Genomic DNA, 19,420 nt, shown 5'->3' on the forward strand with positions numbered 1-19,420 from the left:
GGAAAGACCGTCAATTGTGCACTTTCGGCTGTGGCGCGGCGTTTTGCAAGCAAAGTATGATGCGGTGCGGTAAATCCCCACCGCATCTATGCGCCTGCTTACACCGTGCGGGTCGGGCGGATGACGATCTCGTTTGTATCCACGTCTTCCGGCTGGTCGATGACATGCAGGATGGCGCGGCCGATCGCATCGGGGGTGATCGCGATGCTGCGATAGGTCTTCATCGCGTCCGCTGCTACCGGATCGGTGATCGTGCCGGCGAGTTCCGATTCCACCACGCCCGGATAGACGCAGGTGACGCGGATCTTGTCGTTCTCCTGGCGCAGCCCGTCGGAGATCGCCCGCACCGCGTATTTGGTGGCGCAATAGACCGCCGCGGTCGGCACCACGCCGAGGCCGCCGACGGACGAGATGTTGATGATCTGGCCAAAACCCTGGCCGTTCATGACCGGCAGGACGGCAGCGATGCCGTAAAGCACGCCGCGGATGTTCACGTCGATCATCCGGTCCCATTCCTCGACCTTCAGCGACGACATCAGCGACAGCGGCATCAGGCCGGCATTGTTGATGATGACGTCGATGCGGCCGAATTCGGCCAGCGCAAAATCGGCGAAGGCCTGAAAGTCCTTGCGGTCGGTGACGTCGAGGCCGCGGATGCGGACGGTGCCGCCCTGGGCGGCGATCTCTTCGGCCAGCGCTTCCAGCCGGTCGGTGCGGCGGGCGCCGAGCACGAGTTTGGCGCCGGCGGCAGCGAGGGTACGCGCCGTACCTTCGCCGATGCCGCTGCTGGCGCCGGTGATAAGAACCACTTTTTCAGTGATTTGAGTCATATTGCTGATCCTCTGTACGAGGCAGCGGCGGCATGCCGCTGCAGGCACGGGATCTATGCAACGGATGCCCGGCCGACCGGTATCAAGGTCCTCCGCAGTTCTTGCACGATCGTCCGAGCCTGCTTTTCAAGGCAGCGGAAAGGGTAATCGCATATGAGAGTGTGTAGCGGTGCGGGGAGCCCCTCCCCATTGTGGGGAGGGGTTGGGGAGGGGTCTTCACTCCGCATCAAAACCCCTCCCGCCTGCCGGCCACCCTCCCCACAGGGGGGAGGGTTAGGGATGCCGCACCGTTTCGCGCCCCATAGGCGATAGCGCTGCCTAAATGGGGAGACTTTTCCAACCGCCGCTATTTCAAAAGCGGCCAGAGCGTTGCGACCAGCAGCAGCGCCATGACGATGTTGAACCATTTGAGCCGCACCGGATCGGACAGGAACTGCCGCAGTGCCACGCCGAAGCCGGCCCAGACGGCGACGGTCGGCAGGTTGACGACGGCGACGATGAGCGTGATCAGCACCACCGAGACGAACGGGTTCTCGGCGCTGGCATAGGCTGCCATGGCGGTCAGCGCGCCGACCCAGGCCTTCGGGTTCACCCATTGGAAAGCGGCGGATTCGAGGAAAGTGAGGGGGCGGCCGGCGCTCGCGCTATCGTGGGAGACGGAGCGGGACATGGAAATCCGCCAGGCGAGGTAGAGCAGGTAGGCGCCGCCGGCGATCTTCAGCGCCAATCCAAGCGGCGGATAGGCCGTCAGAAGCGCGCCGAGACCGAAGCCGACCGCCAGCAGCACCGATGAAAAGCCGATGGTGATGCCGAGGATCTGCGGCACGGTGCGCCGGAAGCCGAAATTGGTGCCCGAGGCGAGCAGCATGAAATTGCTCGGCCCCGGCGATACGGAACCGACAAGCGAGAAGAGGACGATGGCAAGGATGGTGTCGTAGGTCATGGCAAGGCGCTCCCCGCGCGGGGAGGCTGTCACCCGGCGTTGCATAGGATCAGGTTGATCGGACTGGTTCAGAGATGGCGGACGCTGAGCTTGCCGCCCCATTTGCCGTTCAGGTAGTCGCAGACGAGCCGGCGGTGGCAATGATGCGGCGTGTCTTCGGAACAGAGCAGGCAGGACCCGTGGAAGGCTTCCGGCTTCAGGTGACTTTCCACCTGACGTTCCGCCATCAGGCCCATGAAATCGTTCTGGAAAATCGTCCAGTCGCCCTTCTGCTTCTTGAAGGCGGTCATGATCTCCTCGGTCGGCGCCAGCAGCGGTTCGTGCACATAACCGGCGCCGCAGATCGTCTTCAGGAAGAAGGCGAGGTCGTCGGACTTTGCAAAACCGGCAAGCTGCGAGGTGTTGTGGAGGCGCACGTCCAGGACCCGTTTGACGCCGGCCGCCTTGATGCGGCCGAAGAAATCCTCGGCGGTCGTCTTGGTGAAGCCGATCGTGGTGACATCCATGTTCATGTGTCTCTTCTTACCGCAGCGGTGTCGCTCGGGCGACGTTTTCAGGGCCCGATATTCCCCCACGCAGGCCCGCTTGCCTATTGTCAATATTGACATTGTTGATAGTGTTCTTGCCATGAAGCTGCAAGTCCTCGCCCTCGACCCCGTCTTCGATACCGGCCTCTCCACGATGCTCGACGTGTTCTCGATGGCGAACGCGCTGTCGGCTATGCTGTCGCTCGGGGTGCCGGCCTTTGACGTGTCCGTCGTCGGCGTGCGCAAGCGGGTCAGGACGGCGCACGGACTTGCCGTGCCGATCTCGGGAAGCTTCGATCCGAAGGCCGGCGGCTGGCTGGTCGTGCCGGCGATCGCCTGCCAGATGCCGGACGTGCTGGTGCCGGCGCTTGACCGTCCCGAAATCCGGGACGCCGGGGCGCTGCTGCGCGAGGCGAAGGCGGCCGGAATGAACATCGCGGCTGCCTGCGTCGGCACGTTCGTTCTCGCCGAATCCGGTCTTCTCGACGGGGAGAAATCGACAACGAGCTGGTGGCTCGCACCGCTCTTCCGCCAGCGATATCCGTCCGTGCAGCTGGAAGAAGGCCGCATGCTGGTGAAATCCGGCGCGCTGGTGACGGCGGGTGCCGCGCTCGGCCACATGGACATGGCGCTCTGGCTGGTACGGCAGGTGAGCCCGGAGCTGGCTGGCCTCGTGGCGCGCTACCTCATCGTCGACAACCGGCCGTCCCAGTCCGCTTACGTGATCACCGACCATCTTTCGCATGCCGATCCGCTGGTGCAGCGTTTCGAGCGCTGGGCACGCGGCAGGCTTTCGGAAGGGTTCTCGCTCGACGATGCTGCCGGTACGGTGGGCGCCAGCAAGCGGACGCTGGCGCGGCGCATGCAGCAGGTGCTCGGCAAGACGCCGCTCTCCTATTTCCAGGATCTGAGGGTCGAACGCGCCGTGCATCTCCTGAAGACCAGCGACAAGAGCCCGGACGAGATCGCCGCCCTCGTCGGTTATGCCGACGGCGTCACGCTGCGGGCCTTGCTGCGGCAGAAGACCGGGCGGGGCGTGCGCGAGGTGAGGGCGGGGGGATAGGTCAGACCTCCTTGCGCTTCAGCAGATAATCCAGGCCACCGACGCGATACCAGCGATAGGCATAGGCATCGAGCAGGAGCGTGTGCTTGCCGTTTTTCTCGGCCTTGCTGTTGCCGCTGTCGGCGATGTCGATCAGCCGCTCGCCATGGTCGCCGAGACCCACGGAGAACTCCACCTCCACCGGCGTCGAATGCAGGTTATGGACGACCAGCACGGAATTGTTGCGCCAGTCGTAGCGCAGCGCCAGCACGCCTGGGTCGCTGGTCTGCAGCGGCACGCATTCGCCCCAGCCGATCTCCGGCGCTTCCTTGCGCATGCGGATCAGCCGTTCCATCCAGTTCAGCATCGAGTTGGGATCGCGCCGCTGGTGGGCGACGTTCAGGTGCTCGAAACCGAACGGGCCGCCACTGATGACCGGCAGTACCGGCTTGTCGTTCTTGGTGAAGCCGCCATGCGGCTCGGTCGACCATTGCATCGGCGTGCGGGCGCAATTGCGCTCCGGCAGCGACAGGTCGTCGCCCATGCCGATCTCGTCGCCATAGCGGATGACCGGCGTGCCGGGCAGCGAGAACATCAGGCTGTAGGCAAGCTCCAGCCGGCGGCGGTCGCCCTGCAGCATCGGCGCCAGCCGCCTGCGGATGCCGCGGTCGTAAAGCTGCATGTGCTTGTCCGGGCCGAATTCCGAAAACACTTTCTGGCGCTGCTTTTCGGTCAGCCGGCCGAGATCGAGTTCGTCGTGATTGCGCAGGAACAGGCCCCATTGGGCGGTGGCGGGACGCTCGTAGGTGTCGTGGATCGCTTTGACGAGCGGCCGGCTGTCGGCCGAGGCCAGCGCATAGAAGAGCGCCTGGTTGACGTGGAAGTTGAACATCATCTGCATGCGGTCGCCGTCCTCGCCGAAATAGGCGAGGTTTTCCTTGGGCACGACATTGGCCTCGGCAAGGATGATGCTTTCGCCGAGCCGCCATTGCAGGAATTCGCGAAACGTCCGGAGCATCTCGAACTGCTCCTTCGGCTTTTTCACCTCGGCGCCCTTTTCGGCGATCACGAAGGGCACCGCATCCATGCGGAAACCGGACACGCCGAGCTGGATCCAGAACCCCATGATCTTCAGGATCTCCGCCTGGACATGCGGGTTGGAGGTGTTGAGGTCCGGCTGGAACTCGTAGAAGCGGTGGAAATAATACTGCTTGGCCTTCTCGTCATGGGTCCAGGTGGTCTTCTGGACGCCCGGAAACACCATGCCCTCATTCGCATTGGCCGGCTTCTTGTCGGACCAGACATACCAGTCGCGATAGGGGGATTTCGGATCGCTGCGGGCGTCCTGGAACCAGGGATGTTCGTTGGACGTGTGGTTGACCACAAGGTCGATCAGCACCCGGATACCGCGCTGCTTGGCGCCATGGGTGAATTCTACGAAATCGCCGAGCGTGCCGTAGCGGGGATCGACATTGTAATAATCCGAGACGTCGTAACCATCGTCGCGGCCGGGCGAGGTTTGGAACGGCATCAGCCAGATGGCGCTGACGCCGAGGCCGGAGAGATAATCCAGCCGCCGCTGCAGCCCCTGGAAATCCCCGATCCCGTCGCCATTGGCATCCATGAAGGTCTCGACGGAGAGGCAATAGACGACGGCGTTCTTGTACCAGAGGTCGTTGATCACGGGTTTGAGCTCCTCGGGTGGTTGGCGGTCCGGGGAGGCAATTGCGTGAGGCGGGGAAATGTTCCCTGCAAGGAACGAATTCAGGACACGGGAACGGTCACGACCCAAAGCGGACAGGCGCGACCGTCACCTCGTCGCAAGGCGCCGAGGTTGACGCGGTCATTCGATCAGCAGCAGGCCGCGCTTCCTGTCTCCATCGAGCGTGTCCATCGCCGAGAACAACCGTTGCCGCTCGACAAGCCAGGGCTTGTAGTCCTCGTTGACATCGAGGACGAGCACCAGATCCTCGGCTTCCAGATATCCCCCGATCGGAGAATGGTGACCGGCGCCTGCTCCAAAGATCTTTTCGCGCGTGAAGTTGACGATGTAGCGGCGACCCGGGTCGTTGGCGTGCTTCATATGCTCGCGGAACTCATCGGCGGTCAGGTCGCGCAGAACCGAAATTTTTCGCTCGGTTTTCATGCGGGCGAGGTCGGCAAGTTCATCCAGCGTCAGGCCGATGATGCAGAACCCGGTCCAGCACATGCCGGTTCCGTCCAGAACCTCGGCCTCGGTCGTTTCCTCCTCGCCGACGGAGCGAAGCGCATTGGCAATGCTTGCGGGACCGCATCGCGAGCCATTCGATTGAAAGGTCACGTTCCGGCCAAATGTTGCCGCCACGGGCAGTGTCCAGGCCCGGTCCATCAATTGGGGAGAACGGATGACGGACGACTGGATCGCTTCCGGCGGGACCTTTGTCTGGCCGACCAAGACGAATGCCGCTCCGGCGAAGAGGCCGGCGGCGGCGATCATGCCGAAAAATAGACCGCGCTTCATTGTGAAGTCCTCGAAGCCAAGGATGATCCCGAACAATGAACCAAAGGGGCAGGGACATCAATCTGCCAGACAGGCCTGCGACAGCTCCCCGTCAGGAGCGAGGTGATGCCGAGCGGTCGCCGCGGATCGGATGCCAGACCGAAATGTCGCGAGGCCCGGCGAGGAGATCGGCAAGGGCCGCGTGCCATGCCTGGCGATAGGGGCGCTGCAACTGCACCTCCAGGACGTCCTGATGATCCTCCCATGTCTCGTAGAGCATCATGTGGTTCTCGTTCTCGGGATCGGCGTGAAGCACGGCATTGTGGAACATCGGCTCGTGCCGCATCGCATCGAGCACGCCGTTGAGCAGGGTCATGAAGCGCTCGCGCTGGGCTGGGAGGATATCGAACCGAATGACATAGGTGACGGGCATGGGCTGATCCTTTCGCGCTGCAAAGCTGGATCTCCTGATAGATCCCATCGGTCGTCCGGTCGATTACGTTGGAGGTCATATATCGCGCGCTGGATGCTCCTCGGGAGCGTGGTCGCAATACGCCAATTCGCACTGGCGAATGCCTGACACCTTAGGATTGCTCCCATAGGTCGATTTCTCTACGCATTTCACCCATCTGTGGTAATGTCGGTAGAACTATAAAAAGGCAGACGCTCGCTTGAGCGAATTCCATGCCGGGGAAGGCTTTCGCTGCGCGAGCCTCCGGTCCCCCAAAGGGACACTATCCATGAGTATCGCCGCTCCTCTTCCGCCAACAGGTGCGATGAGCCTTGGCATCGCAATCGTTTCCACCTCCGCCGCGCCGCTTTTGCTGCTGGACGGGGCGTTGATGGTGCTTGCCGGTAGTTCTTCGTTCTGCCGCGAATTTGAGATCGATCCTGCAACAGTTTCCAACCGACCGTTTTCCGATCTTGGTGATGGTGAGTGGAATGTACGAAGCCTTTTGTCGCTGCTGGAGGCCACGGCGTCGGGGAGTGCAGATGTCCACGCTTATGAAATGGACCTGAAACGAAAAGACCGCCCCTCCCGACAATTGGTATTGAGTGCCCAGAAACTCGATTACGGCGACGTTGAAGGGGTCCGCGTGCTCCTTTCCATCGCCGATGTGACCGACGTGCGCCTCGCCGAGAAGCTCAGGGACGACCTTCTCCGGGAAAAGGAAATCCTGCTGCGGGAGGTCCAGCATCGGGTCGCCAACAGTCTCCAGATCATCGCGAGCATCCTGTTGCAAAGCGCCCGCAGGGTTCAGTCGGAAGAAACCCGTTCGCACTTAACGCTCGCGCATGGACGCGTCATGTCGATTGCTGCCGTTCAGCGACAGCTCGCGGCAGCAAATGCCGGCGATGTTGAACTGCGGACCTACTTCACGCAACTTTGCAAAAGCCTCGCCGCATCGATGATTTTTGATCCGGAGGAAATATCCATCAAAGTGAATGTGGACGACAGCGTTGCGTCGGCGAATGTGTCGGCCAGTCTCGGCCTTATCGTCACGGAACTTGTCATCAACGCGCTGAAGCACGCATTTCCCGACCAGCGAAATGGCAAGATCGTGGTCGATTACCATTCCGACAACGGGGCTTGGTCGCTTTCGGTGGGCGACGACGGCGTCGGCATTCCAGATGATCCGGCGCATTCGCAGCCCGGACTTGGTACGGGGATTGTCGAAGCCATGGCAAAGCAGCTCGATGCGAGATTCATTCTTCAAAGCCTTAACCCCGGCACGAAGGCCGAAATCATGCACGCCTGAGTTTTCCCGCCATCAAGCTACTGGATACGAAGTCCGCTAGGTAACGGCTGAACCGATCATCGCTGCGTTCAATCACCTCCGGGGTAATCGACCCGCCGTTTCTGTCCTGCCGTTGACGGTGTCACGGCTGGAAGAGAGACAGGATGTTCCGCGAGTCCGAATTGGCGATGGAAAGCGACTGGATCGCCAGTTGCTGCTGGACTTGTAGTGCTTTCAGCCTGCTCGATGCCTCGGTCATATTCGCGTCGACGAGGCGTCCGATGCCTCTGTCGAGACTGTCCGTGAGCCTGTTTGCAAAGGCGTCCTGCATCGCGATCCTCGACCTGAGCGAGCCAAGGTAGGCGCCGGCCGATATGACCTTCTGCTGCATCTCGTCGAGAACGAGGGTAATGGTCGGGAAATCGATGTCGGGATCGGTGACGTCGATATCGAGAATATCGATACCCTCCGGCGGCAGCGTCCGGGTGTGGACAGGCGGCTGAATGGTGATCAGTTCCGCGGCGAGAGGAATGATGGCCCGAAAGAAGATATTCGGCGTCCCGCCCTCAGCCGTCAACAAGGCGTCGGAGGGCGCCTTGTTGAGAAACGTTGCCTGAAGGAGGACTTTCGTCCAATCGGCCGCGCTTTCGATATCTCCGTCGAAGCCGTATCCTAACTGGCCTCCGAGCGCCTGGTCGACGACATTCTTGGTGATGACGAACGTATCGTTGGACGTACCGACCGAAAAGTCGACCGTGATGACGTCGAATTTCGTGATCGTAAAGGGTTGGTCGAATGCCGGGCCCGGCACGTCGCCATACCCCGATGTCGAAAATCCGAGCAATCCACCGAGCGTGCCGAGGCCATAACCGAGATCCGGATCAGGTTCCTTCTGCAGAATTCCGCCGCCGCTATCCTTGAACAGCGCGATTTTCGACAGATCGACGTCGATGGTCTCGAGGGAGACGGTTCCATCCTCGCTGCGATTGAACGATGATAGGACAGACGTCTTCGCGCCTGTTTCGCCGGCCTGGCCCCGCATGTCCGACTGCAACCAGTTCTGACCTGCGAAGGTCGCGGAGTTGGATATCGAGACGATCTGCTGCTTCAACTGCTCCAGTTCTTCCTGGATCTTGTTCTTGTCTATTCCGTCCTGCTGGGCGGAAACGAGCCTGGCCATGAACGCAGCCAGGATATCGGTGGTCGCGGCGATGCCTTCATAGGCCGTGTCGACCTTTGCGGCACCGAGGCCAAGGGCGTCCTGCACGGCCGAGAGCGCACCACTGTCCGATCGCATCGTGGTGGCGATCGACCAGTAGGCGGCGTTGTCGGAGGCCTGTTCGATACGCAAGCCGGTCGCGGCCTGCCGCTCCACCCCGAACATCTGGCTGTCGAGGGAGCGAAGCATTTGGAGCGCAGAAGTAGCTCCAGTATTTGTGAGGATGCTACTCATCGTACTCTACACCGGAAACAACTCCTCACGCCCTATTTAAGCGTCGGACTATACAATCGAAATATGGTTAATATATCATATATAGTTAATATATAATGAGCACGCGACACTGGCCGTGCCGATGCTGTTTCACCCCGAAGATCCCGCCAAGAGCGCGGTCTTCCCCCTTCTCCCCCTCCGGTACGTCATTCGACGTATACGGTTTTGCGATGCAGCAACCGATAGTCGCTTAAGCAACGGTTAAGTTCTTCGTTGCGGACGAACGAGAAGAGGGGTTCGAACCAATGACATTCAAATCCAAACTGGGTGGCGCGCTGCTCGCCGCCGTAATGTCGACGACGGCGCTGCAGGGTGCTTTCGCCGCTGACGACACCATCAAGATCGGTGTTCTCCACTCGCTTTCGGGCACCATGGCCATCTCTGAGACCACCCTCAAGGATGTCATGCTGATGCTCATCGCCGAGCAGAACAAGAAGGGCGGCGTGCTCGGCAAGAAGCTCGAAGCCGTCGTCGTCGATCCGGCTTCCGACTGGCCGCTGTTCGCCGAAAAGGCCCGCCAGCTGATTTCCAAGGACAAGGTTGCCGCCGTTTTCGGTTGCTGGACCTCGTCTTCGCGCAAGTCGGTCCTGCCGGTCTTCGAAGAGCTGAACTCGATCCTGTTCTACCCGGTCCAGTACGAGGGTGAAGAATCCTCGCGCAACATCTTCTACACGGGCGCCGCCCCGAACCAGCAGGCCATCCCGGCCGTCGACTACCTGGCCAAGGAAGAAGGCGTCAAGCGCTGGGTTCTGGCCGGTACCGACTACGTCTATCCGCAGACGACCAACAAGATCCTCAAAGCCTATCTGATGTCGAAGGGCGTTGCCGAATCCGACATCATGATCAACTACACGCCGTTCGGTCATTCCGACTGGCAGACGATCGTCTCCGACATCAAGAAGTTCGGCTCGGCCGGCAAGAAGACCGCCGTCGTCTCGACCATCAACGGCGATGCCAACGTTCCTTTCTACAAGGAACTCGGCAACCAGGGCATCAAGGCTGAAGACATCCCGGTCGTCGCCTTCTCGGTCGGCGAAGAAGAGCTCGCCGGTCTCGACACCAAGCCGCTCGTCGGCCATCTGGCTGCCTGGAACTACTTCCAGTCCGTCGATGCCGATGTGAATGCCGAATTCATCAAGGAATGGAAGGCATTCACCAAGAACGACAAGCGCGTCACCAACGATCCGATGGAAGCCGCCTATATCGGCTTCAACGCCTGGGTAAAGGCCGTCGAAGCCGCCGGCACCACCAACACCGACGCCGTGCTGGACAGCATCATCGGCGTCTCCGTTCCGAACCTGTCGGGTGGCACGTCCACCGTCATGCCGAACCACCACATCACCAAGCCGGTGCTGATCGGTGAAATCCAGGCTGACGGCCAGTTCGACATCGTTCAGGAAACCGCACCTGTGGTCGGCGACGAGTGGTCCGATTACCTGCCGGACAGCAAGAACCTGATCTCCGATTGGCGCAAGCCGATGTCCTGCGGCAACTTCAACGTTGCTTCCGGCAAGTGCGGCGGCAAGGGCAGCTGATCCCAGTCTCTGCTGATTTGATGGGGCAGTCATTGCCCCTCACCCTAACCCTCTCCCCGCTCGCGGGGAGAGGGGAGTGCCTTTCGGCACAACATTTCCTGAACGTCCACTGACGGGCAGGAGGTCGCCACGGATCTCCTTCGCCCCGCTTGCGGGGAGACGGTGCCGGCAGGCGGATGAGGGGCGATGTTATGATGATAAGATTTTTTCTTCGCGTATTTTTTCTTTGCGTGGTGTCCGCGCTGGCTTCGCCGTCTTATGCACAGTCGAGTGCAGGCGCCGATCCCAGGCCGCTGATCGACGCGCTTTCCAAAGCCGATTTCGGCGAAGCTGAAAAGCTGATCGGCCAGCTTGCCGCCACCGGCGATGCCCGGCTCGTGCCGGCGCTGAATGCCTTTTCCGAGGGCGACCTCTATTTCCGCAAGTCCGACAACCTGGTGTTCATCGGCAAGGCGGCCGGCTCGAATTACGAGCTGATCGATCCGGTCACCGGCGCCTCCGCCGGACAGGCCGCGAAGAACGCGGTCACCAAGATCAAGATCAACAACAGCCTGCGCCGCGTCATCCGCTCGGCCATGGGCGGCCTGACGCTATTGAGCCCGGATCGCGGCGTGCGGCTGCAGGCGGCCGATGCGGTGCTCCGCTCGCCGAGCGCCGAAAACCTCGAACTCCTCGAAACCGCAATCTCCAAGGAGACGGACGGCGAGGTCAAAGCCCGCATGGAAGAGGCGCGCGCCGTGTCGCTGCTCTCCTCCGATCGCTCCATCGACGAAAAGCGGGCCGCGATCCAGACGATCAAGAATTATGGTGGCCGCAACGCGATCGGCATCCTGATGGGCGCGTCCGCCGCGCTCGACCCGAGCCTCAAGGCGGATGTCGATGCGGCGATCGCCAGCATCGAAAGCGGCCAGCGGCTCTGGGATATCGGCCAGAACGTCTGGTACGGCGTCTCGCTCGGTTCGGTCCTGCTTTTGGCGGCGATCGGGCTTGCGATCACCTTCGGCGTCATGGGCATCATCAACATGGCGCATGGCGAAATGGTCATGCTCGGCGCCTATTCCACCTTCGTGGTGCAGCAGCTCATCCGCGACAATGCGCCCGGCCTGTTCGACTGGTCGCTGGCAATTGCGCTTCCGGTCGCCTTCCTCGTCACCGGCGCGGTTGGCTTCGTCATCGAACGCGGTGTCATCCGCTTCCTCTACGGCCGGCCGCTCGAAACGCTGCTCGCCACCTGGGGCGTCTCTCTCATCCTGCAGCAGACCATCCGCTCGATCTTCGGCCCCACCAACCAGGAAGTCGGCAACCCGTCCTGGATGTCCGGCTCGTTCCCGGTCGGCGGCATGACGATCACCTGGAACCGCATGTGGATCATCGCCTTCTCGCTGTCGATCTTCGTGGCGCTCTTGGTGGTGATGAAGAAGTCCTCCTTCGGCCTCAACATGCGCGCCGTCACCCAGAACCGCCGCATGGCGTCCTCGATGGGCATCAAGACGCCCTGGGTGGACGCCTTCACGTTCGCGCTCGGCTCCGGCATTGCCGGCATCGCGGGTGTGGCGCTTTCCCAGATCGACAACGTCTCGCCGAACCTCGGCCAGAGCTACATCATCGACAGTTTCATGGTCGTGGTGTTCGGCGGCGTCGGCAATCTCTGGGGCACGCTGGTCGGCGCGCTGTCGCTCGGGGTGCTCAACAAGTTCCTCGAGCCTTCGGTCGGCGCCGTGCTCGGCAAGATCCTGGTCCTGGTGCTGATCATCCTCTTCATCCAGAAACGTCCGCGCGGTCTCTTCGCGCTCAAGGGAAGGGCGGTGGAAGCATGATTTCCGGCTTTGTTTTCCGCGCCCTCGAAGGCCGTATCGTCGTCGCCGTCGGCATCCTTCTCGGCATCGGCATCCTGGTGCCGGCGCTCAACCTGCTGACGCCGCCCGACAGCGCCCTGCACATCCCGACCTATGCTATGTCGCTGTTCGGCAAGTATCTCTGCTACGCGCTGCTGGCGCTGGCGCTCGATCTCGTCTGGGGCTATTGCGGCATCCTCTCGCTCGGCCACGGCGCCTTCTTCGCGCTCGGCGGTTATGCGATGGGCATGTACCTGATGCGCCAGATCGGCAGCCGCGGCGTCTACGGCAACCCGATCCTGCCGGACTTCATGGTCTTCCTCAACTGGAAGGAACTACCCTGGTTCTGGCACGGTTTCGACTGGTTCGTCTTCGCCATGGTCATGGTGCTCGTGGTGCCTGGCCTGCTCGCCTTCGTGTTCGGCTGGTTCGCCTTCCGCTCCCGCGTCAACGGCGTCTATCTGTCGATCATCACCCAGGCGATGACCTACGCATTGCTGCTCGCCTTCTTCCGCAACGACATGGGTTTCGGCGGCAATAACGGCCTGACCGACTTCAAGGACATCCTCGGCTTCTCCGTCCAGGCGGACGGCACGCGTGCGGTGCTGTTCTTCATGTCGGCGCTGATGTTGTCGCTCTGCCTGATCCTCGCCTCTGCCATTGTCCGTTCGAAATTCGGCAAGGTGCTGGTTGGCGTCCGTGATGCGGAAAGCCGGGTACGTTTCCTCGGCTTCCGGGTCGAGAACATCAAGCTCTTCACCTTCGTCGTCTCCGCCATGATGGCGGGGATTGCCGGCGCGCTGTTCGTGCCGCAGGTGGGCATTATCAATCCGGGCGAATTCGCGCCGGCCAACTCGATCGAAGTGGTCGTCTGGACGGCCGTCGGCGGCCGCGGCACGCTGATCGGCCCGATCATCGGCGCGATCCTCGTCAATGGCGGCAAGAGCTTCTTTACCGGCGCCTTCCCGGAAATCTGGCTGTTTGCGCTCGGCGGCCTGTTCATCGCGGTCACGCTCTTCCTGCCGAAGGGCATCGTCGGAACCATCCAGCACGGCTTCAAGGCTCGGCAAGCGATGAAGGCTGCAGCGGATGCGGAAAAGGGCAGGGGCGACGCTGTAGCGGCGGCTCAGACCCAGGCCCAGGCGGCGGAATAGGCGGGGAGACGACACCATGAACACGATTTCCGAAACCCGGCAGAAAAGCCTGCTCTATCTCGAAAACGTCTCGGTCTCCTTCGACGGCTTCAAGGCGCTGAACTCGCTGTCCTTCGTCGTCGAACCCGGGGAACTGAGGGCGATCATCGGCCCGAACGGCGCCGGCAAGACGACGATGATGGACATCATCACCGGCAAGACGCGGCCCGATACCGGCACGGTCCTGTTCGAGGACACCATAGATCTGACCAAGAAGGACGAGGCCGATATCGCCCAGCTCGGCATCGGCCGCAAATTCCAGAAGCCGACCGTGTTCGAAAGCCATACCGTCTGGGACAACCTGGAACTGGCGCTCAACCGGTCGCGCGGCGTGTTCGCGACGCTGTTCTACACGCTGTCGCCGGAAGACAAGGCGCGCATCGAGGAGATCCTCGAGACGATCCGCATGACCCACCGCAAGGACGAATACGCCGCCAATCTCAGCCATGGCCAGAAACAGTGGCTGGAGATCGGCATGCTGCTCGCCCAGGAGCCGAAGCTCCTTCTGGTCGACGAACCCGTCGCCGGCATGACCGATGCGGAAACGGCGGAGACGGCAGTGCTCTTGAAGGAAATCGCCAAGACACGCTCGGTCGTGGTCGTCGAACACGACATGGGCTTCATCCGCGAGCTCGGCGTCAAGGTGACGTGTCTGGCGGAAGGGTCGGTGCTCGCCGAAGGCTCGATCGATTTCGTCTCGAACGATCCGAAGGTGATCGAGAACTATCTGGGGCGGTGAGGGGACGATGATGAACGTTGCGCCAATGTTACCCCCCTCTGCCCTGCCGGGCATCTCCCCCTCAAGGGGGGAGATCGGCTGGGGCGCTGCCGGTTGCCACCAATCTCCCCCCTTGAGGGGGAGATGTCACGAAGTGACAGAGGGGGGTGAGCCGCGCGCGCTGGAAGATTTGGGAGAACTGCCATGCTGACAGTCAACAACGTCAATCTTCACTATGGCGCAGCGCAGGCGCTGCGGGGTGTCTCGATTCATGCGGATATGGGCAAGATCACTTGCGTGCTGGGGCGGAACGGCGTGGGGAAGAGTTCTCTTCTCCGCGCCGTCACCGGCCAGCATCCGGTCAGCGCCGGCACGATCAGCTTTCAGGGGGAGGTGCTGAACGGGCTTGCGCCCTATAACCGCGCCAAGCACGGCATCGGCTACGTGCCGCAGGGCCGCGAAATCTTCCCGCTGCTCACCGTCCAGGAAAACCTCGAAAGCGGATATGCGCCGCTCGCCCGCAAGGACAAGTTCATTCCCGACGAGATCTTCTCGCTGTTTCCGGTGCTGAAATCCATGCTCGGCCGGCGCGGCGGCGACCTGTCCGGTGGCCAACAGCAGCAATTGGCGATCGGCCGCGCCATGGTCACCCGTCCGAAGATCCTCGTGCTCGACGAGCCGACCGAAGGCATCCAGCCGTCAATCATCAAGGATATCGGCCGGGCGATCCGCTACCTGCGGGATTCAACCGGCATGGCCATTCTTCTGGTGGAACAGTATCTGGACTTCTGCCGGGAGCTTGCCGACCAGGTCTACATCATGGATCGTGGCGAGATTGTGCACGAAGGAGCGGCCGAGACTCTGGATACGGCAGAAGCAAGGCGGCATCTGACCGTGTGAGACTAGTATTTTTACTGGTGAATGTTTGTATCGCGTTGCAGCACTTCGTGCGTTTCAAAGGCCGCTAATATATGTTAACAACACTGCGTTTTCAGGGCATTCCGCATCTTTGTTGAAAACCCCCGCACCCCATGATGAGGCGCTGATGGTCTTTGTACGCGTTGCTGGTTTCTTCTCTCGTTCCGCTCTTACACGCATGGTTGCTGTAGGAGCTGTTTTTTTGGGCGCCACGACCTTCCTGGGGTCAATGACCGGCAGCGCTCTTGCCGCAGGCTGCGGCCAGCCGATGGAAGCCGGTCGCCACCGGATCACCATCGAGACCGGCGGTATTGCCCGTTCGGCCATCTATTTCATTCCATCGTCCTATACCGGCAAGGACAAGGTTCCGCTGGTTTTCGATCTCCATGGTAGCCACAGCAACCCTGAAGGGCAGCTGAACAGGAGCTCATGGGACAAGGTCGCGGAGAAAAACGGCTTCATCGTTCTGGCGCTGCAGGGCAGCCTGCCGGGAAGCTCCGCGGGAACCTATGCCTGGAACGTGCCCTTCGTTACCGTGCAGCAGGGCGGTCTCGATGAGATTGCCTATATCAAGCAGGCCCTGGACACCGCAAAGCAGCAATTCTGCGTCGATCCGGCCCGCATCTATGCCTCGGGTTATTCCGGCGGCGGCCGCATGTTGTCGGCCTACCTCTGCTCCGGACATGATGATTTCGCCGCCGCCGGCTTCGTGCATTCGCTGCGCGCCGGACGCCCGGTCGAGACCGACGGCAAATGGGGTCCCGATACGCAAGGCTGCAATCCTGCCAAGCCCATCTCGATCGTGGCGTTTGCCGGCGTCAAGGATGCAGCCAACCCTTACGCGGGCGGCGGCAGTGCCTATTGGCAGTACGGCTTCAAAACCGCGATCCAGCGCTGGTCCGAACTCGATGGCTGCAAGGGTAATGGCGACGTAAAGACGGTCGACGGCGTGACCTTCAGCCTCTACGGTACCTGCAAGAACGGTGCGCGTGTCGCATCCTACGTCTTCGCCAACGGCACGCATGACTGGCCGAAACCGGTAGCCGCCACGGAAGCCGTGATCGCTGCCGCCAAGGACGGTGCCGCGAGCGTCACCAAGGTGGCTGCGGTCAACGTTGCCAAACCCGCATTCGACGCCAATATTGATCCGGCCTCGCGGATGTGGGACTTCTTCGGCAAGGCCGACAGCACCGACGTGATCGCGACCGCCGCCCCGGCCAAGATCGGTTCCGGGGGCAAGTCTGGCACGGGCGTTGCTTTGGACTGCGGAACCGAAGCTGATCTTCAGGGGACGACGTGCAGCAGCAACCAGCCGATCGACATGCGCCGCAGCGGGCAAGGGGTGCAGGACGCCTTGTAACCAAGGCTTTCGGCGGGCGAACACGGCTCGCCGAATTCTACCAGGAAGGCTGCGCAAAAATTCGCCTTCCGGAAACATTTTCGCCTGAAATGGAGGCGATTTTAATCAATACGTCGGGGGGGCTGACGGGCGGCGACGTGATCGAATGGTCCGTCGCCGCTGCCGCTTCCACAAGGCTGTCGGTCACCACCCAGGCGAACGAGAAGATCTACAAGGCCTCGTCCGGCACGGCCTCCGTCTCTACCCATGTCACGGTCGGCGAAGACGCTTCGGTCCACTGGCTTCCCCAGGAAACCATCCTTTTCGACCAGTCCTCGCTGACCCGACGGCTCGACGTCGATCTCTCCGAAACCTCCGAATTCCTGGCCGTCGAAGCGGTCCTGCTCGGCCGCAAGGCGATGGGCGAGGCGGTCGCGAACGGCTTCTTCCGCGACCGCTGGCGGGTGCGCCGGTCGGGCCAGTTGATCCATGCGGAAGAGATGAAGTTCGAGGGTGAGATCGAGCAGCTTTCCCAGGCTACCGCCGTGCTCTCCGGCCAGGTCGCCTTTGCGACGCTGTTTTACACCGGCCCGCTCGCCGAAATGCTCTTCCCGAAACTTCGCCAGATTCTCGACGACGCGCCCGGCGAAGCCGGCCTGTGGAACGGCGGCGCCAGCCACTGGAACGGCAAGCTGATCGCCCGGCTGGTGGCGCCGACAGGATTTGACTTGAGAAAAATCCTGACACCGGCAATTTCCGTATTGCGTAACGGCGCGCCAGTGCCGAAAGTCTGGAACATCTGATCATACTGCGGGATTCCCATGAACCTGACGCCCAGAGAAAAAGACAAACTGCTGATTTCCATGGCGGCGATCGTCGCCCGCCGCCGGCTGGAACGCGGGGTCAAGCTCAATTACCCGGAAGCGATCGCTCTCATCACCGACTATGTGGTGGAAGGCGCGCGCGACGGCCGCTCGGTCGCCGACCTGATGGAGGCCGGTGCGCATGTCGTCACCCGCGATCAGGTGATGGAAGGCATTGCCGAGATGATCCACGACGTGCAGGTGGAGGCGACCTTTCCGGACGGGACCAAGCTCGTCACCGTGCACGAACCGATCCGCTGAGGAGGCGGCCCATGCTGGAACTGCGCCCCAATTGCGAATGCTGCGATAAGGACCTTGCCCCGGAGAGCCGCGAGGCGATGATCTGCACTTTCGAGTGCACGTTCTGCGGCGATTGCGCCACCGCGGTGCTGAAGGGCATCTGCCCGAATTGTTCAGGTGAACTGGTGCGCCGGCCGGTGCGTCCGGCGGCCGCACTCGCACGCCATCCGGCATCCACCAAACGTGTTCTCAAGGCCGAGGGCTGTGCGCCCAAGGCGGCTTGAAGGAGAGATTCATGATTCCGGGTGAAGTGATTGCCGCAGAAGGCGAAATCGAGCTCAATTCCGGTGCTCCGATCGTGACCATCGAGGTCTCCAATACCGGCGACCGGCCGGTGCAGGTGGGTAGCCATTACCATTTCTTCGAGACCAATAACGGGCTTTCCTTCGACCGCGACAAGGCGCGCGGCATGCGGCTGGATATTCCGGCCGGAACGGCTGTTCGTTTCGAACCCGGCCAGACCCGCTCGGTGACGCTGATCCCGCTGTCGGGCAAGCGCGAGGTCTACGGATTCCAGCAGAAGATCATGGGTGCGCTGTGAAATCCGTTTTCGCGGCTGCTGCGGTCTGCCTGGGCTTCTTCGCCTTGCCGGCAGGGGCGCAGGAGCCGAAGGCCAATTGCAAGAACCCGCAGACGCAGATCGAGATGAACATCTGCTCGCAACGGGATTTTGATGCGGCCGACAAGGCGCTCAATGCCCAGTATCAGACAACGCGCAAGGCGATGAAAAACTGGGACACGGATAGTTCGGCCGACCTCAAAGGGGCCGAGGATGCGCTCGTGAAAGCCCAGCGCGCCTGGGTCGCCTATCGCGATGCGCAGTGCGTCTCCTATGGTTTCCAGGCCCATGGCGGCTCCATGGAGCCGATGCTGATTTCGGGATGCCAGGCGGACCTCACCCGCAAGCGCACCGCGGAATTGAAGGAGTTGACCGAGGCGATGGGGAACTGAACGTTGCGCGTGTTTGTGGTAGTTATGGGGGCGGGAAGGAGAGCGATATGACCGAAACAGTCAAGATCAGCCCTGAAAACCAGATAACCCTATCTGCCGAAGCGCTCGCTTTGCTTGGCGTCAAAGCTGGAGATCAGGTGGATATCGTACCCAGTCAGGACGGCCATCTGGAAATCCGGCCCAAACGTTGGACATTCGCGGACCTGAAAGGGATCGTAAAGCTGGACAGGCCGATTACCGCCGGCGAACTGGATGAATGGGTTGCCGAGGCGCGCGGCCGGATTCCGGAAGGCGGCAACGATCTATGATCGGAATCGACACCAATGTCCTCCTTCGTTGGCTTGTGCGTGATCAACTGATCGGGGAGCCGGCATCGGCGCAGAGCGAGGCGCTTTCTGCGCTCTTCGACAAGAGCGAGGAAGCATTCTTCATCAACGAGATTGTCGTCGTCGAAATTGCCTGGGTCCTGAAACAGCGCGTCCGCCTGCCAAAGGCCCGGATCGCCGAGATCATCTGGGGTCTGCTGAATCTGGAGAATGCGGTCGTGAAGGACCGCGACATATTGAGCGCTGCGCTTCAAGCCTATTCCGAGTTTCCCGGCGACTTCTCCGATCACCTGATCGGTGAAATCAACAGCCGCAACGGTTGCCGCACCACGATGACATTCGACAAAGCCGCATCGAAATCCTCCCATTTTACCGAGCTTACGAGGTAGA

At 61.5% G+C, this 19,420-nt stretch carries 22 protein-coding genes; 15 read left to right on the plus strand and 7 right to left on the minus strand.

What is annotated here, in order from left to right:
* Positions 1 to 98: 98 nt before the first annotated feature.
* The 3 genes from ACZ9EJ_RS03640 to ACZ9EJ_RS03650 form a co-directional block, all read right to left on the minus strand.
* On the minus strand, positions 99 to 830 hold the full coding sequence (locus ACZ9EJ_RS03640) for an SDR family oxidoreductase (protein ID WP_046640820.1): 732 nt from the start codon (positions 828 to 830) through the stop codon (positions 99 to 101).
* Positions 831 to 1,176: 346 nt separating this feature from the next.
* Complete coding sequence (locus ACZ9EJ_RS03645) at positions 1,177 to 1,773, minus strand: LysE family translocator (RefSeq protein WP_046640819.1); 597 nt, start codon at positions 1,771 to 1,773, stop codon at positions 1,177 to 1,179.
* Positions 1,774 to 1,841: 68 nt separating this feature from the next.
* On the minus strand, positions 1,842 to 2,285 hold the full coding sequence (locus ACZ9EJ_RS03650; protein WP_441931572.1) for a DUF488 domain-containing protein: 444 nt from the start codon (positions 2,283 to 2,285) through the stop codon (positions 1,842 to 1,844).
* A 115-nt stretch (positions 2,286 to 2,400) separates the two neighbouring features.
* On the opposite strand from ACZ9EJ_RS03650, the gene ACZ9EJ_RS03655 reads away from it, so the two are divergent.
* Entirely contained in the window at positions 2,401 to 3,363 is a 963-nt protein-coding gene (locus ACZ9EJ_RS03655) for a GlxA family transcriptional regulator (protein ID WP_046640818.1), read from the plus strand.
* Position 3,364: 1 nt separating this feature from the next.
* Here ACZ9EJ_RS03655 and ACZ9EJ_RS03660 read toward each other — a convergent pair whose 3' ends face one another.
* From ACZ9EJ_RS03660 to ACZ9EJ_RS03670, 3 genes are all read right to left on the minus strand, one after another.
* Positions 3,365 to 5,026: an alpha-amylase family protein gene (locus ACZ9EJ_RS03660; RefSeq protein ID WP_046640817.1), complete on the minus strand. Its 1,662-nt coding sequence runs from the start codon at positions 5,024 to 5,026 to the stop codon at positions 3,365 to 3,367.
* Between the two features lie 159 nt (positions 5,027 to 5,185).
* Positions 5,186 to 5,842: a phytochelatin synthase family protein gene (locus tag ACZ9EJ_RS03665; protein ID WP_251090784.1), complete on the minus strand. Its 657-nt coding sequence runs from the start codon at positions 5,840 to 5,842 to the stop codon at positions 5,186 to 5,188.
* 91 nt (positions 5,843 to 5,933) lie between these two features.
* On the minus strand, positions 5,934 to 6,254 hold the full coding sequence (locus ACZ9EJ_RS03670) for a putative quinol monooxygenase (protein WP_046640816.1): 321 nt from the start codon (positions 6,252 to 6,254) through the stop codon (positions 5,934 to 5,936).
* 307 nt (positions 6,255 to 6,561) lie between these two features.
* Here ACZ9EJ_RS03670 and ACZ9EJ_RS03675 point away from each other — a divergent pair, with 307 nt between their 5' ends.
* The gene (locus tag ACZ9EJ_RS03675) at positions 6,562 to 7,581 is read left to right on the plus strand and encodes a sensor histidine kinase (RefSeq protein ID WP_046640815.1); all 1,020 of its coding nucleotides are present in this window, start codon (positions 6,562 to 6,564) and stop codon (positions 7,579 to 7,581) included.
* A 121-nt stretch (positions 7,582 to 7,702) separates the two neighbouring features.
* Here the strand turns inward: ACZ9EJ_RS03675 and ACZ9EJ_RS03680 are convergent, their stop codons facing one another.
* Positions 7,703 to 9,013: a flagellin N-terminal helical domain-containing protein gene (locus ACZ9EJ_RS03680; RefSeq protein WP_046640814.1), complete on the minus strand. Its 1,311-nt coding sequence runs from the start codon at positions 9,011 to 9,013 to the stop codon at positions 7,703 to 7,705.
* Positions 9,014 to 9,297: 284 nt separating this feature from the next.
* Here ACZ9EJ_RS03680 and urtA point away from each other — a divergent pair, with 284 nt between their 5' ends.
* From urtA to ACZ9EJ_RS03745, 13 genes are all read left to right on the plus strand, one after another.
* On the plus strand, positions 9,298 to 10,587 hold the full coding sequence (urtA, locus tag ACZ9EJ_RS03685) for an urea ABC transporter substrate-binding protein (protein WP_046603671.1): 1,290 nt from the start codon (positions 9,298 to 9,300) through the stop codon (positions 10,585 to 10,587).
* 191 nt (positions 10,588 to 10,778) lie between these two features.
* A complete protein-coding gene (gene urtB / locus ACZ9EJ_RS03690; protein WP_046640813.1) occupies positions 10,779 to 12,404 on the plus strand; it encodes an urea ABC transporter permease subunit UrtB in 1,626 nt (541 codons plus the stop codon).
* A complete protein-coding gene (gene urtC / locus ACZ9EJ_RS03695) occupies positions 12,401 to 13,576 on the plus strand; it encodes an urea ABC transporter permease subunit UrtC (protein WP_046640812.1) in 1,176 nt (391 codons plus the stop codon). Before urtB ends, urtC begins: the two co-directional genes overlap by 4 nt.
* 16 nt (positions 13,577 to 13,592) lie before the next feature.
* On the plus strand, positions 13,593 to 14,354 hold the full coding sequence (gene urtD, locus ACZ9EJ_RS03700) for an urea ABC transporter ATP-binding protein UrtD (RefSeq protein WP_046640811.1): 762 nt from the start codon (positions 13,593 to 13,595) through the stop codon (positions 14,352 to 14,354).
* A gap of 183 nt (positions 14,355 to 14,537) precedes the next feature.
* Entirely contained in the window at positions 14,538 to 15,233 is a 696-nt protein-coding gene (urtE, locus tag ACZ9EJ_RS03705; RefSeq protein WP_007762131.1) for an urea ABC transporter ATP-binding subunit UrtE, read from the plus strand.
* A gap of 220 nt (positions 15,234 to 15,453) precedes the next feature.
* A complete protein-coding gene (locus ACZ9EJ_RS03710) occupies positions 15,454 to 16,611 on the plus strand; it encodes a CE1 family esterase (RefSeq protein WP_251090785.1) in 1,158 nt (385 codons plus the stop codon).
* Positions 16,548 to 17,393, plus strand: coding sequence for an urease accessory protein UreD (locus tag ACZ9EJ_RS03715; RefSeq protein WP_046640810.1), 846 nt, complete (start codon positions 16,548 to 16,550; stop codon positions 17,391 to 17,393). The genes ACZ9EJ_RS03710 and ACZ9EJ_RS03715 overlap by 64 nt, the downstream gene beginning before the upstream one ends.
* An 18-nt stretch (positions 17,394 to 17,411) precedes the next feature.
* Positions 17,412 to 17,714, plus strand: a complete 303-nt coding sequence (locus ACZ9EJ_RS03720) for an urease subunit gamma (protein ID WP_007773806.1) — start codon at positions 17,412 to 17,414, stop codon at positions 17,712 to 17,714.
* 11 nt (positions 17,715 to 17,725) lie between these two features.
* Entirely contained in the window at positions 17,726 to 17,977 is a 252-nt protein-coding gene (locus ACZ9EJ_RS03725; protein WP_046632316.1) for a DUF1272 domain-containing protein, read from the plus strand.
* Positions 17,978 to 17,988: 11 nt separating this feature from the next.
* On the plus strand, positions 17,989 to 18,294 hold the full coding sequence (locus ACZ9EJ_RS03730) for an urease subunit beta (RefSeq protein WP_046632318.1): 306 nt from the start codon (positions 17,989 to 17,991) through the stop codon (positions 18,292 to 18,294).
* Positions 18,291 to 18,704: a lysozyme inhibitor LprI family protein gene (locus tag ACZ9EJ_RS03735; protein WP_052754134.1), complete on the plus strand. Its 414-nt coding sequence runs from the start codon at positions 18,291 to 18,293 to the stop codon at positions 18,702 to 18,704. The genes ACZ9EJ_RS03730 and ACZ9EJ_RS03735 overlap by 4 nt, the downstream gene beginning before the upstream one ends.
* A gap of 47 nt (positions 18,705 to 18,751) precedes the next feature.
* A complete protein-coding gene (locus ACZ9EJ_RS03740; RefSeq protein ID WP_007773816.1) occupies positions 18,752 to 19,012 on the plus strand; it encodes an AbrB/MazE/SpoVT family DNA-binding domain-containing protein in 261 nt (86 codons plus the stop codon).
* A complete protein-coding gene (locus tag ACZ9EJ_RS03745) occupies positions 19,009 to 19,419 on the plus strand; it encodes a PIN domain-containing protein (protein ID WP_046640809.1) in 411 nt (136 codons plus the stop codon). The genes ACZ9EJ_RS03740 and ACZ9EJ_RS03745 overlap by 4 nt, the downstream gene beginning before the upstream one ends.
* The last annotated feature ends 1 nt before the right edge of the window (position 19,420 follow it).

Source organism: Neorhizobium sp. USDA 3394, from assembly GCF_056280385.1.

Excerpts from the sequence above, each read along its gene's own strand:
- ACZ9EJ_RS03640 (WP_046640820.1), bottom strand. The coding sequence starts at position 830 with ATGACTCAAATCACTGAAAAAGTGGTTCTTATCACCGGCGCCAGCAGC.
- ACZ9EJ_RS03645 (WP_046640819.1), bottom strand. The coding sequence starts at position 1,773 with ATGACCTACGACACCATCCTTGCCATCGTCCTCTTCTCGCTTGTCGGT.
- ACZ9EJ_RS03650 (WP_441931572.1), bottom strand. The coding sequence starts at position 2,285 with ATGAACATGGATGTCACCACGATCGGCTTCACCAAGACGACCGCCGAG.
- ACZ9EJ_RS03655 (WP_046640818.1), top strand. The coding sequence starts at position 2,401 with ATGAAGCTGCAAGTCCTCGCCCTCGACCCCGTCTTCGATACCGGCCTC.
- ACZ9EJ_RS03665 (WP_251090784.1), bottom strand. The coding sequence starts at position 5,842 with ATGAAGCGCGGTCTATTTTTCGGCATGATCGCCGCCGCCGGCCTCTTC.
- ACZ9EJ_RS03670 (WP_046640816.1), bottom strand. The coding sequence starts at position 6,254 with ATGCCCGTCACCTATGTCATTCGGTTCGATATCCTCCCAGCCCAGCGC.
- ACZ9EJ_RS03675 (WP_046640815.1), top strand. The coding sequence starts at position 6,562 with ATGAGTATCGCCGCTCCTCTTCCGCCAACAGGTGCGATGAGCCTTGGC.
- ACZ9EJ_RS03680 (WP_046640814.1), bottom strand. The coding sequence starts at position 9,013 with ATGAGTAGCATCCTCACAAATACTGGAGCTACTTCTGCGCTCCAAATG.
- urtA (WP_046603671.1), top strand. The coding sequence starts at position 9,298 with ATGACATTCAAATCCAAACTGGGTGGCGCGCTGCTCGCCGCCGTAATG.
- urtB (WP_046640813.1), top strand. The coding sequence starts at position 10,779 with ATGATGATAAGATTTTTTCTTCGCGTATTTTTTCTTTGCGTGGTGTCC.
- urtC (WP_046640812.1), top strand. The coding sequence starts at position 12,401 with ATGATTTCCGGCTTTGTTTTCCGCGCCCTCGAAGGCCGTATCGTCGTC.
- urtD (WP_046640811.1), top strand. The coding sequence starts at position 13,593 with ATGAACACGATTTCCGAAACCCGGCAGAAAAGCCTGCTCTATCTCGAA.
- urtE (WP_007762131.1), top strand. The coding sequence starts at position 14,538 with ATGCTGACAGTCAACAACGTCAATCTTCACTATGGCGCAGCGCAGGCG.
- ACZ9EJ_RS03720 (WP_007773806.1), top strand. The coding sequence starts at position 17,412 with ATGAACCTGACGCCCAGAGAAAAAGACAAACTGCTGATTTCCATGGCG.
- ACZ9EJ_RS03725 (WP_046632316.1), top strand. The coding sequence starts at position 17,726 with ATGCTGGAACTGCGCCCCAATTGCGAATGCTGCGATAAGGACCTTGCC.
- ACZ9EJ_RS03730 (WP_046632318.1), top strand. The coding sequence starts at position 17,989 with ATGATTCCGGGTGAAGTGATTGCCGCAGAAGGCGAAATCGAGCTCAAT.
- ACZ9EJ_RS03740 (WP_007773816.1), top strand. The coding sequence starts at position 18,752 with ATGACCGAAACAGTCAAGATCAGCCCTGAAAACCAGATAACCCTATCT.
- ACZ9EJ_RS03745 (WP_046640809.1), top strand. The coding sequence starts at position 19,009 with ATGATCGGAATCGACACCAATGTCCTCCTTCGTTGGCTTGTGCGTGAT.